This window comes from Ohtaekwangia koreensis, from assembly GCF_900167975.1.
GTDB classification, from domain to species: domain Bacteria; phylum Bacteroidota; class Bacteroidia; order Cytophagales; family Cyclobacteriaceae; genus Ohtaekwangia; species Ohtaekwangia koreensis.
The window spans coordinates 1,936,409-1,951,219 of sequence record NZ_FUZU01000001.1 but is presented as its reverse complement, the minus strand read 5'-3'; the positions used below and the strand labels follow the sequence as shown (position 1 = coordinate 1,951,219).

The following is a 14,811-nucleotide window of genomic DNA, read 5'->3' as shown; positions in this document are numbered from 1 at the left end:
CGATTCGTTACCAAAGACTCTAAACTTTCTCTAACTATATTTTAATTACTTGACCGTCATTCAATCCCTGGTATCCGAAGGTTACAACTTTATCACCTGCATTCAGACCTTTCACTTGTGCAAGATTGTCGTACACACCTTCGATTGTTACAACCTTTTTACGGGCTATCGTTTGCTTGCCATTTGTTTCTACTATAAATACAATTTTCTCTTTATTGAGATCCTGTACTATATTAACCGGCACTACAATGGTAGATGGTTCTGAGTGAAAAATTACTTTCAGAATACCAGTCATGTTCGGGCGAAGATCAGCGTTAGAAGGTAATTTAACTTCAACCGGGAATGTCCGTGAAAGTGGATCTATTGTTTTACCAACAAATGTTACCTGTGCCGTCATTAGTTTTTTCAATTCAGGTATATCTATAGTCGCAGTGTTACCTTTTTTGATTTGAGTAACATAGGCTTCCGAAACATTAGCGATAAGCTTCAGGTTGGAAGTATTCACAACACGAACCGCAGGCATACCGGGCGCTATATTTTCTCCGATCTTTACCACAACCTCATCAACGGTACCGCTGATTGGAGATTTAATGCGGGTCATCTCGTTTTGTTCATTTAGCGATTCAATCTGTTTCTCAAGACTTTCTTTATTAGTCTTCGCTTGCAGGTATTGTACTTCGGTACCAATCTTCTGATCCCACAGATTCTTCTGGCGATTGAAAATGGATACGGCTAGTTCTAACTGTGACTTCTGTGCCTCTATATTTCGAGCGATTACGGAATTGTCGATTTGAGCCAGTACCTGGCCTTTTGATACTTGCTGTCCTTCTTTAACATATACCGCAGTAACAACACCTGCAGATTTAGCACTCACCAGGATATTATCTTCAGCGTCTACGCTACCTTGTGTCTGAACGTAATGGTCAAACTTGCGAGGTGCAAGCTCAGTTACCGATACTTCTTTTGCTTTTACTGAAACCGTAGAGTCAGGATTTGTTTTAGCAATCTCTGCTTCGAGCTGCTGAATTTGTTTTGTTATTTCAGTCTCTTGTTTCTTAAGTTTATCAAGCTGTGCTTTTTTATCATCCGGAGTAGCTGCACTACAAGCCGCCAGCATTCCCGCAATGACAATGACAGATAAATGAGTATATATCGTTGATTTCATAAAGTGGTTATTTTTCATTTGGGGTTATGACTATTTTTTGGGTTCTGCTGATACGTACTGACTAGGATCTATTTTAGCGTAGGCCTTATCCAGATCTACTTTCGCGATGATGGCATCGTATAAAGCATTGTAGTAATTTACCTGAGCTTCGCGCAAGCTGCTCTCAGCATCCGTCACTTCAATATTAGAGCCTACACCTTGTTGATATTTGATCTTGGTGACACGCGCTACTTTTTCAGCAAGTGTCATATTTTCCTGCTGCGACTTTAATGTTTCAATCGAGTTTTTATAGGTAACTGTATTTTGCTGAATACTTAAGTCTATATTTTGCTTTAAAGAATTATAGTTGTTCTGAATTTTAAGCAGTGAAAGTTTAGCTTGTTGAACTTGATATGTTCTCTGTAAACCGCTGAATAATGGAACACTTAGCGTCACACCAAACGAAGAAAAGGAATACCACTTATCAGGGCCTATCTGAGGTGTCTCTTGCATCTCTGTATTCGTTTTAAATATACCTCTAATATTTTCTGATTGTGTTGAGTATCCTAAGTTTGCAAATGCAGACAAGCTTGGTAACGATGCAGAGTATTTGTTTTTAATATCAAGTTCCTGAAGCTTGCGTTGAGTGTCCAACACTTTATACTCAATTCGATTTTTAAAATCCCAACCTTGTTGATACTCATTAAAAAGATCTTCATCAACCTGAAGAGATGCAATCGTACCGCTTACTTGGATTGATTTCTCCATCGGATAATTCATTTGAAACTTCAACAGATTCAAACTCAGGTTCTGAAGATTAAGAAACTTCAAACGCTCTGACTTAAGATTGTTTAGCGTTACTTTGGTTCTATCCACATCGATCTCTTCTGCAAATCCATTCTTGTTTAATGCCGTTGTACTTCTTAACAGAGAGTCGACACGAGAAATGTTATTATCAAAAAGGTTGATACGTTCATTATTGATCAACACAGCATAATATGCCTTCGTTACATTTTCTACAACTTGAATTTGTGTTTGTTCTTCTGTTTTATAGGACAGCTCTTTATAAGTTCCCGCTGCCTTCAAACCAACCAGGTAAGAACTGCTGAACAGTAATTGATTAACTGTTATACTAGCATTACCACTGCTGGGAAGTTGAAAAAAGTTAGGAGAAGCAACTACATCCGTTGGTTGTAGACCTGGTATATCTAATAGCGGATTTCCATCGGCATCCACACCTGCAAAGCCTTGAGCGGTTGCATAGCTGGAAAAAAAACGTGGTAGTTTCTGGTTATGCTGAAGACTTACCTCACCACTTACTTGTGGTAAACCTATACCAAAGGTTTCCTTTACCTTTGCTTCTGATATCTGTGCATCAACGCGGGCGTTCTTAACATCTACTGTATTCTCCAGTGCATACTTAATACATTCTTCCAATGAAAATGATGTAGTATCAGTAGACTGCGCATTCGTCCATAGCGGTACAACTAAACAAAGTAAAATAGTTTGATAAAAGCGTTTCATATTGGGGTTAATTATCGGGTTACTACTTCTGTTGAATTTTTCTCCTTACACTTCTGATAAAGTTTTCTTCCTTTCTCTGTTACAATGCCATATACGAATTGATCGAATATCTGCATCTGTACTTCAGCCATTTTAAACTTATCTTGTGAGAAGGTCTTGTCATCAAATGCAATCTCAATCAACGCCATCCGCACTATACTTAAAATCTCTGCATTAATTTCAGTTCTGTAAAATCCTTCCGCTATACCCTGCTCAAGATTTCTCTTGACAGAGTCATATATACACATGCGTTTAAATTCCAGCCACACTGCCCATGCTTTCGGATAATATTTCTGCAGATCAAATAAGAGTGACGGGTTTACATCCTCTACATTTTTTCTCACACAAAGCGAGAGCTTGGCAAGTTCATCTATAGCGTTCTCAGCACTGGCGTGAATGGATTCAAATTCATTTCGGCTTTCCTGCAGATGTGCCTGGCATACCAGCGTCACTATATCTTCTTTATCAGCGAAATGTTGATAAAGAGTTTTCTTGGATACTGACAAGTGACGGGCTATATCGTCCATCGAAATACTGCGAACACCGTACTTTGTAAAAAGGCCGTCCGCCCCTTTTAAAATCTTTTCTCTGGTGTTTAAATCTTCCATAATGATCGCAAAACTATGGAAACTTTTTACATATCAAAAGTTTCCACAGTTTCCTTAAACGGCCTAAAACACGTGCAGGTTGAGTTTTATAAAGATTTTTTCAGACGATTTTCTTAAAACGACTCTCTAATCGTGTGAAGCGTCTGTTTTTTGATCTGAAGTCTTCTTTTCGAAGTTGCACCACTTTTCCTTCATTCTCCGTTTGAATTCCTCACGTTGGTCAACAGGCATGTTGGAGAATTTTTCATAAAAACGATGCTTCCAGTAAGGTGCCGAATCCTTCGCTTGATAGTGGCCCTTACCACCCCAGCCCCAGAATAATATCTTGCTTAAAATAAGCAGGCCAAGTGCCTGCCAGTATGTAATAACGGGACCGCTAAACAAAACCGGAACTAACCAGTTCCATAATACCATGGTAATCAATCCTAATATCGTAACAGCCAATAATCCCAACGCTGCACATTTTGCAAAATCTAATTTTTTCATAACCCGTTGGCCTTAAATATCATTATACAATCGTTGTAATTTTTTTCTGAGTGCAAGAATCGCGTATCGTTTTCGCGAGAGAAGTGTATTGATTGAAACGCCTGTCTCTTCCGCTATATCTCTAAAACTGCGTTCTTCAATTTCGTTTAGTATAAAAATCTCACGCTGTTCAGGTGGCAACTCATCGAGCGCTTCCATGATGGCTTCCCAAATGGCTTCACGCAAGTATGAGTCCTCAGGTGTATTGCCGAGATCCGGTAAAATTTCCTGTAATGTTATAGGAGCATCATCATCGAGGCTTGCTGTACCGCTGAAGTCAGCGCGTTGTGGTCTGGATGCCTCTCTTCTATACCGATCGATGATCTTGTTACGAGCGACTGAAAATAGCCAAGACGTAACACGATCGATAGATTCAATCGTTTCGTAACCTGCTACAAATTGATAAAACACATCCTGGAGAATGTCTTCTGCTTCCTCAACAGTAGAAACACGATTGCGTATAAAGCTCAGCAACCTGTCTTTCTCCTTCAGAAATGTCTGTTCTTTTATTTGCATGACTAATTCCATCGCCTTCAATCGCTTCGTTTAGCCTGAAAGACGATGCTATGTATCTATTTATTTTAGGGAAGACGAAAATAAGTAGGCGAATAGCGGCTGCCAGTCGGTAAGTTCTTTTAATTTGTCGGCCTGCAAGATCATGAATGTAGAAACATCGACATTATTTTATACTAAATCCGGCAACGGAAAAGAGGTGCTTCTGCTTTTTCATGGCTTCGGTCAGGATAACGCTGTGTTCACACCATTAGCAAAATCGCTGGCTGACCGGTATACATGCTATATTTTCGATCTTTACTTCCACGGCAAAAGCAAATGGGTTAACGATGAAAAACCGCTCGAAAAAAGTGAGTGGAGAAACATTATGCAGTCCTTTTTAAATGAAACCCACATTAAAACATTTTCAATTTTAGGATATAGTCTTGGCGGAAAATTCGCTTTGGCGACAGTAGAGGCTTTTCCGCAAATGACAAGGGAATTATTTCTGTTGGCTCCGGATGGAGTAACGACAAACTTTTGGTATAGTCTGGCAACCTACCCCTGGATATCGAGAAAACTTTTTAAAAGCATGATTAACCATCATGGAAGATTTCTTACGATCGGAAAATCATTACATCGTATCGGATTAATTGATAAAGGAGTGCTTCGTTTTGCTGAGTACCAGATGGATACCGCAGAAAAAAGAAAACGAGTTTACTATTCGTGGGTGGTATTTCGTAAACTGAAATTCAGTATGCGTGACATTGGCGGATTGATCAATCAATATAAAATATCACTTACGATCATCGTTGGGAAGTACGATAAAGTGATCACACCGAAAAGCATGAATCGCCTTTCGCAAAGCGTTGAGCACCATCGTTTACATGTTATTGAAGCAGGACATAATCTTCTCAGCGCTCGGGAACTTGGCAATCTTCTGTAAGCGTTAGAAAGTATCGAGACATTATTTAAAGAAAACGCTCCCATTCCTGCAAAATGCTTGTATTTTTGCGAGCTCAAATCCGAGTTTAATCCAATGATTTTATTCTTTCGTTCGAAGGCCAACACCATTTACGCGGTTGGCACGGTACAGCCTTTGCAAAATTCAGACGTTCAGAAGCTTACCTGGCTTTTCAGCAAAGCTGAACCTTTAGCCGAAAAATCGCTTACCGGAAAATTTATCGGTCCGCGTAAAGAAATGATCACTCCCTGGAGTACCAATGCTGTGGAGATCACGCAAACCATGGGCATTGTTGGGATACAACGGATCGAAGAATTTTTTGCTGTGGAGGGCGATTCCATCAAGCATGATAAAATGCTGCAGGTGGTGTATACATCACTGGATCAGGATCTCTTTACAATTCACCACACACCAGAGCCGATCCTTGAAATCGACAACATTGCTGCATACAACGAGAAAGAAGGACTTGCATTAAGCGCAGTCGAGATTGAATACCTTGAAAACGTAAGCAAACAACTGGGTCGCAAATTAACCGATAGCGAAGTATTTGGCTTCTCACAAGTGAACTCAGAACACTGTCGTCATAAAATCTTTAACGGTACTTTTATTATTGATGGACAGGAAAAAACATCAACACTGTTCCAGCTTATCAAAAAGACCTCAAAAGAGAATCCGAATTATATAGTATCAGCCTATAAGGACAACGTTGCTTTTATTAAAGGTCCGACTATAGAGCAGTTTGCTCCTGCCCGTCAGGATATAGCCGACTTCTTTACGATTGAAGATATAGCTTCAGTAATCTCGTTGAAAGCTGAAACCCATAATTTCCCTACCACAGTTGAGCCATTCAACGGAGCGGCTACTGGCTCTGGTGGAGAGATCCGCGATCGCCTCGCAGGCGGTAAAGGTGCATTGCCTCTGGCCGGAACAGCGGTATATATTACCTCCTACCCTCGCCTTGAAAACGGAAGACCGTGGGAGAAAAAATTTGAAGCACGCAAATGGCTTTATCAATCTCCAGAAGAAATTCTGATCAAGGCATCCGATGGTGCTTCTGATTTCGGGAATAAATTCGGGCAGCCCGTTATCGTTGGAAGTGTACTGACATTCGAGCATATCGAAAACAACAAGAAGTATGGTTTCGATAAAGTAATTATGCTGGCCGGCGGTATAGGTTTCGGAAAAGAAAACGACAGCCAGAAGGAACACCTTGAAGCAGGCGACAAAATTGTGTTGCTCGGTGGCGACAACTATCGCATTGGTATGGGTGGAAGCGCTGTGTCGTCAGTAGCAACCGGTGAGTATGGAAATGCTATAGAACTTAACGCTATACAACGCTCGAATCCTGAAATGCAGAAGCGTGTTATGAATGCTATACGCGCAATGGTGGAAGCCGGTATAAATCCTATAGTTTCTATTCACGATCATGGTGCTGGTGGACACTTCAATTGTTTATCTGAATTGCTTGAAGAAACCGGGGGAACCATTCAAATCGACAAGCTTCCTATAGGAGATCCTACTTTATCAGACAAAGAAATTATCAGCAACGAATCGCAGGAACGCATGGGGCTCGCGATCAAACAAAAAGATATAGAGCTCCTGAAAAAAGTTTCTGAACGTGAGCGGGCACCGATGTATGTAATCGGTGAAGCTACGGGTGATCATAGACTACATTTTCAAAAAGATAATCAACCGAGAAAACCTATAGATTTCGAAGTAAAGCATTTGTTGGGCTCTTCTCCGAAAACAATTCTTACTGATCAAACCAAGCCTAGCAACTTCAAGCCACTGGAGTATGATGTCACGAAAGTGAATGAATACCTCGAACAAGTACTTCAACTTGAAGCGGTTGCTTGTAAGGATTGGCTGACAAATAAAGTAGACCGTTCTGTAACCGGCAAAGTTGCTACACAACAAACGTGCGGTCCTATACAATTGCCGTTGAATAACGTGGGGGTGATGGCGCTAGACTATAGCAGCCACAAAGGTGTAGCTACATCTATAGGCCATGCGCCTGGTGCTGCATTAGTCGATCCTGTAGCAGGAAGTAAATTAGCAATTGCAGAGTCGCTTACAAATATAGTATGGGCCAAGCTAACGCACGGATTGAAAGGCGTTTCCTTAAGTGCCAACTGGATGTGGCCCGCAAAACAGGAAGGTGAAAACGCCAGACTATATCAAGCGGTTGAAGCAGTCAGTGATTTTGCTATAAAGCTCGGCATTAATATACCTACTGGTAAAGATTCTCTTTCGATGACGCAGAAGTATCCGAATGGTGAAGTAGTATATTCTCCGGGTACGGTCATTATCTCTGCCGGTGCAGAAGTAAGTGACATCACTAAAACTGTTTCACCTGTCTTGGAAAAAATTGAAGGATCAAAAGTTATACTGATTGATTTTTCTAATGATGATCGTAAACTAGGTGGAAGCAGTTTTGCACAGATATTAAACCTGCTAGGCAACGAAGTACCTACTATAAAAGATGAAAGCTATTTTGCAAAAGCTTTTGAAAGTATCCAATTGTTGATTGGACAAGATCTTATTCTGGCAGGACATGATATATCCGAAGGCGGTATCATTACAGCTTTACTTGAAATGTGTTTCGCTCAACCAAGTGTTGGGCTTACATTAAATCTTTCGTCTCTGCATAGTGATCTTATCAAAGTGTTATTCTCAGAAAATCCAGGTGTAGTAATCCAGGTTTCAGACGAGAGTAAAGTAACATCAGTCTTAAATCAAAATGGAATAAGATATCATATACTCGGTCACGTAAGTGACGAACGAAATGTTACTATCCGTCATCAGGAGCAACTCTTGAAATTTAAAGTAGATGAGCTCCGTGATGTGTGGTATAAAACTTCGTTCTTACTCGATAGCAAGCAACGTACACCTGCACATGCAGAAAGCCGGTATACCCATTACAAAAAGCAGGTTCTTCACTATAACTTCCAGCCCAAATTCGATGGAAGATTTGAAACATATAGTATAGATGCTAAACGCAGAAAACCATCGGGACTAAAAGCAGCCATCATGCGCGAGAAAGGTGTGAATGGCGATCGGGAAATGGCATACTCGCTATACCTTGCAGGATTCGATGTGAAAGATATACACATGACAGATCTTGTTACAGGACGTGAAGATCTCTCGGACGTAAACCTCATTGTATTTGTAGGAGGCTTCTCAAATTCAGATGTACTTGGTTCCGCGAAAGGTTGGGCGGGTGCTTTCCTATACAATCCCAAGGCAAAGCAAGCTCTTGAGAATTTTTACAAGCGAAAAGATACTCTCAGCTTAGGTGTTTGTAATGGATGCCAGCTTGTGATGGAGTTAGGATTATTGTATCCGGAGATGGGTGAAGAACATCCACGCATGCATCACAATGGTTCCGGAAAATTTGAGTCTATATTTCTGAATGTTACCATTCCTCAAAATGATTCCGTTATGCTGAATAGTCTTAGTGGAACACGACTCGGTGTTTGGGTAGCACATGGTGAAGGTAAATTCCGTTTGCCTTCTGATCACTCTCAATTCAAGGTCGCGGCAGAGTATGCATACCCTGAATATCCGGGTAACCCGAATGACTCTGATTATTCTGTTGCAGCACTTTGCTCAAAAGACGGACGGCACCTTGCTATTATGCCACACATAGAAAGATCACTCTTCCCTTGGAACTGGGGATTTTACCCATCAGATCGCAAGCAAGATCAAGTCTCTCCGTGGATTGAAGCTTTCGTGAATGCCCGTGAGTGGGTAAAGAAAAACTCTTGATAACAAAAGGTCTAACCGGCTGTTGTTCTGATGAATGATTAACCTTATATTCACAGAATAACATGCCGGCTTATGAAGAAGATTTTAGCTCCTCTAGTAGTATTGGCACTTCTCACCTCGTGCCTAGGATATAAAGAATTACCAGTCGAATACGACTATAGCTATAAAGGCAACTTTAAAAAGTATCGAACGTTCGACATCATGAAGCCTGCAGGCCCTGCTGACTCCAGCATGGTAAACTCTATCATTGAGAAATCAATTGTAGCACGCATGAAATTCCTGGGCTATCGTCAATCAGAAAACAGACCACATCTTATTATAGGATTCAAAATGTTTGATGATAGTCTTCGGTTTAATGGCTACAATCAACCTGCTATAGAAGAATGGGTGAAGACTCAGAATGATAATATAGAATATGATGCTCAGAAATTTACAATGAGTACGGGCACGCTTCTCATTCAATTCTATGACAGACGTCAGAACAGATCTATATGGCAAGGCTATGCTACCACCATGTATGGTTCAATTGATTTCAACAACAGCAGGCATCTTCGAAATGCAGTTATTTCAATCCTTGATAAGTATCGTTTCTGGGCAGAAGGCTTTATGGAAGGCACAACTGTTTCCAATCAAGAAAATGATCTCTAAATTTTTTCGCTGAGATTAACATTTCTGAAAAATAATTCTACCTTTGCAATCCCAAATTCATGGGTCTGACATCGAATTGACCGGTTTCAGGTGAGTATTGTCCGATGGTGTAACTGGCAACACGCCTGATTTTGATTCAGGAAAGTCCAGGTTCGAGCCCTGGTCGGACAACAGTTTTTTAGAATCCCGCTTATGCGGGATTCTTCGTTAAACGTTGTCCTTGAATTCGTTTGTAAAACGAATCAGTATACTTGATAACAATTAACCGGTAATGACCTAACGGGGCACAACCATGGCAGTTAAAATTTTTAGCGGAAGAGCTACATCCTACCTGGCTGAAAAAATCGCCAACGCTTATGGTGAGCGTTTAGGTGAAGTAAACTATCAGCAATTCAGCGATGGTGAAATGTCACCTTACATCACAGAATCTGTTCGCGGCCATGAGGTATTTCTAATCCAATCAACCTTCCCTCCTTCTGATAACCTGATGGAATTATTGTTGATGGTAGATGCTGCCAAACGTGCCAGTGCATCCAGTGTCAATGTTGTGATTCCTTATTTCGGATACGCTCGTCAAGACCGAAAAGATAAGCCCAGAGTTGCTATAGCTGCAAAGCTTCATGCTAATCTTATTTCTGCAGCAGGAGCAACACGCATCATGGCGTGTGATCTACATGCTGATCAGATTCAGGGCTTCTTCGATATTCCCGTAGATCACTTGGATGGCTCCTATATATTTGTTCCTTACCTTAAATCTTTAGGCTTAAGCGATATCATGTTTGCATCTCCTGATGTTGGTGGTATAAAAAGAGCAAGAAGCTTTGCTAAATTCTTTGACGCTGATCTCGCAGTTTGTGATAAGCATAGAAAAGAAGCAAACAAAGTAGACTCCATGAGACTCATCGGAGAAGTTGATGGTAAAGATGTTGTACTGGTGGATGATCTTGTTGATACTGCTGGTACAATCTGCAAGGCCGCTACATTGTTAAAAGAAAAAGGTGCCAAGTCAGTACGTGCAGTATGTACACACGCTGTGCTTTCAGGCAACGCCTATCAAAATATCGATGGATCTTTACTCGAAGAGTTAGTGGTGTCGGATACGATTCCCTTGAAACAAGAAAGCTCAAAAATAAAAGTGCTTTCGGTTTCTACCCTCTTTGCAAAAGCCATTCGCAAAATTCATGATAATGAGTCGATAAGTTCACTCTTTATCAAACTTTAAAACTTAGAAACTTTTTAATTAAACAATTATATACTTATGAAAACTGTTGAGATTATAGGGTATAGAAGAGCAAATCTCGGCAAGACTGGTTCCCAGAAGTTACGGGATGAGGGTCTTGTTCCCTGTGTATTGTACGGAGGAAATGAACAAATTCATTTTTACTCTCCGATGATCCTGTTCCGTGAATTGGTTTATACCACTGAAGCGCACTTTGTACACATCAATATTGAAGGTGAAGAAGCTCAGGCTATTCTTCAGGAAGTTCAATTCCACCCAGTAAGTGAAGTTATCCTTCACGCTGATTTCCTGCGTATATCAGAAGACAGAAAAATCAAAATGAGCATTCCTGTTCGTTTGGTTGGTACTGCTCCTGGTGTTGCTAAAGGAGGTACACTGGTACGTAAACGCGCTGCGTTGAAAGTATATGGTTTCCCTAAAGATATGCCAGATCATATCGATGTGAATGTTTCGGATCTCGATTTCCATCACGCGATTAAGATCGGTGATATGAAAATAGAAGGTCTTGAATTCCTTGATCCTAAGCAAGCAACCATCGCTGCTGTTGAAGTTCCTCGCGCTGCTAAATTGGCTGCCGATGAAGCTGCTGCCGCTGCTGCTAACCCTGAAGCTGCTCCTGCTGCAGGTGCTAAGAAGGAAGCTCCTAAGAAAGAAGAAGGTAAAAAGTAATCTGATACCTGATCATATAAAAAATCCTTCCCGAGAAACCGGGAAGGATTTTTTGTTTATTACCGATTCGAATGAAATCTTTGGATTCGCGTAACGTCAGTTTTATCATCACTCATATGCGACTATAAATTATTCAGATGAAGTATTTAATTGCAGGACTTGGTAACATCGGGGCGGAATATGAACTCACGCGCCATAATATAGGCTTCCTTGTATTGGATCAACTCGCAGATCAGCATAAAGTAAACTTCACAACGGGCAGGCTAGCGGAAAAAGCTGAATTCAAATTTAAGGGCAAGAGTATTCACCTGATAAAGCCTACTACCTATATGAACCTGAGTGGTAAGGCAATCGCGTATTGGTTACAGGAGCTTAAAATTCCGAAAGAAAATTTATTAGTGGTTGTCGATGACCTGGCGCTCCCCTTTGGAAGTTTGCGTCTTCGTACGAAAGGCAGTGCAGCGGGTCACAACGGATTGAAAAACATAGAACTGTTACTGTCCGGCCAGGAATATTCCAGACTACGTTTTGGTATTGGCAGCGATTTTGGAAAAGGACAGCAAGTGGATTTTGTACTTAGTAATTTTAGCAAAGAAGAATTCAATGCTCTTCCTGAAATCATAAACAAGGCAAATGAAATAGTTTTATCCTTTTGTACCATTGGCCCTGAGCGCACCATGAATCTCTTCAATAAATAGTATACCTATAGCATCATGAAAAATCAAGTACACATAGCCATTCAAATTGTACCTATATCAAAAGGGCATCCTTATCCGATCATTGACAAGGCAATTGAAGTCATCGATAAATCCGGTGTAGCCTATAAAGTCGGCGCTATGGAAACTGTTATGCAGGGAGATTACGATACCATCATGCGTGTTGCCAAAGAAGCACAACAGATTTGTCTCGATTCGGGCGCAGACGAAGTTGTGGTAACGATGAAGGTTCACGCCAGGAAGAGTGGCGATGTGACATGGGACGAGAAAGGTATTCAGTAAAACCTTCATGGTAATCAGTTTAGGTTAACCGCATGATTGCTATATATAGCGTACGATTAACCTATACTGAATATCTATATTGATCAGGATACTTGCGATCCGGATGATACTTCATCAATCGGGCTTACCAGTTTAAGTTTGCCGTCTTTATCTTCTGCCATCAATATCATGCCTTGCGATTCTGTGCCCATCATCTTACGTGGCGCGAGGTTCGCTATAAATGTCACTTGCTTTCCAATCATTTCTTCTGGAGTATAGTGCAGTGCTATACCACTCAAAATGGTTCTGCCTCCCAACCCATCGTTTACACGCAGCTTCAAGAGTTTATTTGACTTCTCCATTTTTTCTGCGGCAGTAACTGTGCCTATACGAATATCCAGTTTGGCAAAGTCATCGAATACAATCTCTGGCTTGAGCGGCTTCACAGGATTATCTATAGCGGCTGCCTGAACCACTGGCTGATGTTTCTTTAAACGCTCAGTTTGTTTTTCAATCTCAGTATCTTCTACATTCCTATAGAGCAATTCTGCTTTTCCCAACGAATGACCTTGCGGAACGATATGAACCATCGCTTCTTTTTCCCAGAAGTTTTTTCTGCTTTGCTTCAAATCGCTGCTCAGTTGTTTACAAATGCTCGCAGCACCATCCGGTAAAAATGGCTCCATGGCAAGTGCTATATTTCCAACAATTGTTAATGCATAGTTTAGTATACATCCGACTGCTTCCATGTCTTCTTTGGCCAGCTTCCAAGGCTCTGTATCAGCCAGGAATTTGTTTCCTATGCGCGACAAATTCAGCATCTGGAATTGAGCTTCACGGAAACGGAAGTTCTTCAACGCATCTGCCATATCTTTCACAGCTTTATCCAGATCGGTATGCGCTTGGGTATACAGTGATAGAACTCTTTTCCTGCGATCATCTGTACCTGGCAATTCATGTTCTGAAGGAACTTTACCATCGAAGTATTTCCAGGTGAGCACCATTACACGATTCACGAAATTACCAAGTATAGATACCATCTCGCTGTTCACCTTCTGCTGATAATCTTTCCAGGTGAAGTCAGCATCTTTTGTTTCAGGTGAGATGGATGTTAACACATATCGCAATTCATCTCTTCTTCCAGGTAAGTCTTGCAAGTATTCATGTAACCATACCGCATGATTACGCGAAGTAGAAAGCTTCTCCCCTTCCAGGTTTAAAAATTCATTTGCCGGAACATTGTCGGGAAGAATATATTCACCCGCAGCCTTCAACATAGCCGGGAAAATTATACAGTGAAATACAATATTGTCTTTGCCTATAAAATGAATCAGTCGTGTTTCAGGATCTTTCCAATACTTCTGCCAGTCGTTCGGCTTCCATTCTTTTGTTGCAGATATATACCCGATCGGTGCATCGAACCAAACGTATAGTACTTTGCCATTGGCATCCGGTAGCGGAACAGGAATACCCCAATCAAGATCACGTGTGATCGAACGTGGTTGTAAACCCTGGTCAAGCCATGATTTACACTGACCATATACATTTGTCTTCCAGTCTTTATGACCTTCTATCAACCACTCTTTGAGCCATCCTTCAAATTTATCCAAAGGAAAATACCAATGCTTGGTGGGCTTCAATACCGGTGTGTTTCCAGAAACAGTAGACCTGGGGTTGATCAGCTGTTTAGGACTTAAACTCGTGCCGCATTTTTCACACTGATCACCATACGCATTCGGGTTACTACAATTCGGACATGTACCAATGATATAACGATCGGCCAGAAATATACCTTCCTGTTCATCATAATACTGATCAGAGGTCTCTTCGATGAAGAGATCTTTATCGTAGATTGTTTTAAAAAACTCCTGCGCTGTCTCGTAGTGAACCGGGTTGGAGGTACGTGAATAAATATCGAATGAGATTCCGAAATCTTCGAACGCCTTCTTCATCAGCTGATGATACTTATCAACGAAGGCCCGAGGTGTTACGCCTTCTTTTCGGGCACCTAATGTTATGGCAACACCATGCTCATCGGAGCCACAGATAAAGGCTACATCCTCTCCCCTTAACCGAAGGTAGCGGGCATATGTATCTGCTGGCAAATACGCGCCAGCAATATGGCCGATGTGAAGAGGACCGTTGGCGTACGGCAAAGCAGCCGTGAGAGTATATCGTTTAAAGTTAGTCATGATTTTATGCACGAGCGTGCA

At 41.2% G+C, this 14,811-nt stretch carries 13 protein-coding genes and 1 tRNA gene; 8 read left to right on the top strand and 6 right to left on the bottom strand.

Annotated elements, in window-relative coordinates; genetic code table 11:
• Positions 1-34: 34 nt before the first annotated feature.
• The 5 genes from B5Y40_RS08080 to B5Y40_RS08060 form a co-directional block, all read right to left on the bottom strand.
• Positions 35-1,165: an efflux RND transporter periplasmic adaptor subunit gene (locus B5Y40_RS08080; RefSeq protein ID WP_079687119.1), complete on the bottom strand. Its 1,131-nt coding sequence runs from the start codon at positions 1,163-1,165 to the stop codon at positions 35-37.
• Between the two features lie 30 nt (positions 1,166-1,195).
• Entirely contained in the window at positions 1,196-2,668 is a 1,473-nt protein-coding gene (locus tag B5Y40_RS08075; RefSeq protein ID WP_079686179.1) for a TolC family protein, read from the bottom strand.
• Between the two features lie 11 nt (positions 2,669-2,679).
• Positions 2,680-3,315: a TetR/AcrR family transcriptional regulator gene (locus tag B5Y40_RS08070; RefSeq protein WP_079686178.1), complete on the bottom strand. Its 636-nt coding sequence runs from the start codon at positions 3,313-3,315 to the stop codon at positions 2,680-2,682.
• Between the two features lie 126 nt (positions 3,316-3,441).
• Positions 3,442-3,801 carry a hypothetical protein gene (locus tag B5Y40_RS08065; RefSeq protein ID WP_079686177.1) on the bottom strand — a complete coding sequence of 120 codons (360 nt, stop codon included), beginning with the start codon at positions 3,799-3,801 and terminating at the stop codon, positions 3,442-3,444.
• 12 nt (positions 3,802-3,813) lie between these two features.
• Positions 3,814-4,356: an RNA polymerase sigma factor gene (locus tag B5Y40_RS08060; RefSeq protein WP_245840494.1), complete on the bottom strand. Its 543-nt coding sequence runs from the start codon at positions 4,354-4,356 to the stop codon at positions 3,814-3,816.
• 142 nt (positions 4,357-4,498) lie between these two features.
• Here B5Y40_RS08060 and B5Y40_RS08055 point away from each other — a divergent pair, with 142 nt between their 5' ends.
• From B5Y40_RS08055 to B5Y40_RS08020, 8 genes are all read left to right on the top strand, one after another.
• The gene (locus tag B5Y40_RS08055; RefSeq protein WP_079686175.1) at positions 4,499-5,278 is read left to right on the top strand and encodes an alpha/beta fold hydrolase; all 780 of its coding nucleotides are present in this window, start codon (positions 4,499-4,501) and stop codon (positions 5,276-5,278) included.
• A 93-nt stretch (positions 5,279-5,371) separates the two neighbouring features.
• Positions 5,372-9,064: a phosphoribosylformylglycinamidine synthase gene (purL, locus tag B5Y40_RS08050; RefSeq protein WP_079686174.1), complete on the top strand. Its 3,693-nt coding sequence runs from the start codon at positions 5,372-5,374 to the stop codon at positions 9,062-9,064.
• A 72-nt stretch (positions 9,065-9,136) separates the two neighbouring features.
• Positions 9,137-9,712 carry a DUF4136 domain-containing protein gene (locus B5Y40_RS08045; RefSeq protein WP_079686173.1) on the top strand — a complete coding sequence of 192 codons (576 nt, stop codon included), beginning with the start codon at positions 9,137-9,139 and terminating at the stop codon, positions 9,710-9,712.
• A 98-nt stretch (positions 9,713-9,810) separates the two neighbouring features.
• Positions 9,811-9,883, top strand: a tRNA-Gln gene (locus B5Y40_RS08040).
• 121 nt (positions 9,884-10,004) lie between these two features.
• On the top strand, positions 10,005-10,934 hold the full coding sequence (locus B5Y40_RS08035) for a ribose-phosphate pyrophosphokinase (RefSeq protein ID WP_079686172.1): 930 nt from the start codon (positions 10,005-10,007) through the stop codon (positions 10,932-10,934).
• A 36-nt stretch (positions 10,935-10,970) separates the two neighbouring features.
• On the top strand, positions 10,971-11,621 hold the full coding sequence (locus B5Y40_RS08030) for a 50S ribosomal protein L25/general stress protein Ctc (RefSeq protein ID WP_079686171.1): 651 nt from the start codon (positions 10,971-10,973) through the stop codon (positions 11,619-11,621).
• A 137-nt stretch (positions 11,622-11,758) separates the two neighbouring features.
• Positions 11,759-12,319 carry an aminoacyl-tRNA hydrolase gene (pth, locus tag B5Y40_RS08025; protein WP_079686170.1) on the top strand — a complete coding sequence of 187 codons (561 nt, stop codon included), beginning with the start codon at positions 11,759-11,761 and terminating at the stop codon, positions 12,317-12,319.
• 15 nt (positions 12,320-12,334) lie between these two features.
• The gene (locus B5Y40_RS08020; RefSeq protein ID WP_079686169.1) at positions 12,335-12,619 is read left to right on the top strand and encodes a thiamine-binding protein; all 285 of its coding nucleotides are present in this window, start codon (positions 12,335-12,337) and stop codon (positions 12,617-12,619) included.
• 83 nt (positions 12,620-12,702) lie between these two features.
• Here the strand turns inward: B5Y40_RS08020 and metG are convergent, their stop codons facing one another.
• The gene (gene metG / locus B5Y40_RS08015) at positions 12,703-14,790 is read right to left on the bottom strand and encodes a methionine--tRNA ligase (protein ID WP_079686168.1); all 2,088 of its coding nucleotides are present in this window, start codon (positions 14,788-14,790) and stop codon (positions 12,703-12,705) included.
• Between the last annotated feature and the right edge of the window lie 21 nt (positions 14,791-14,811).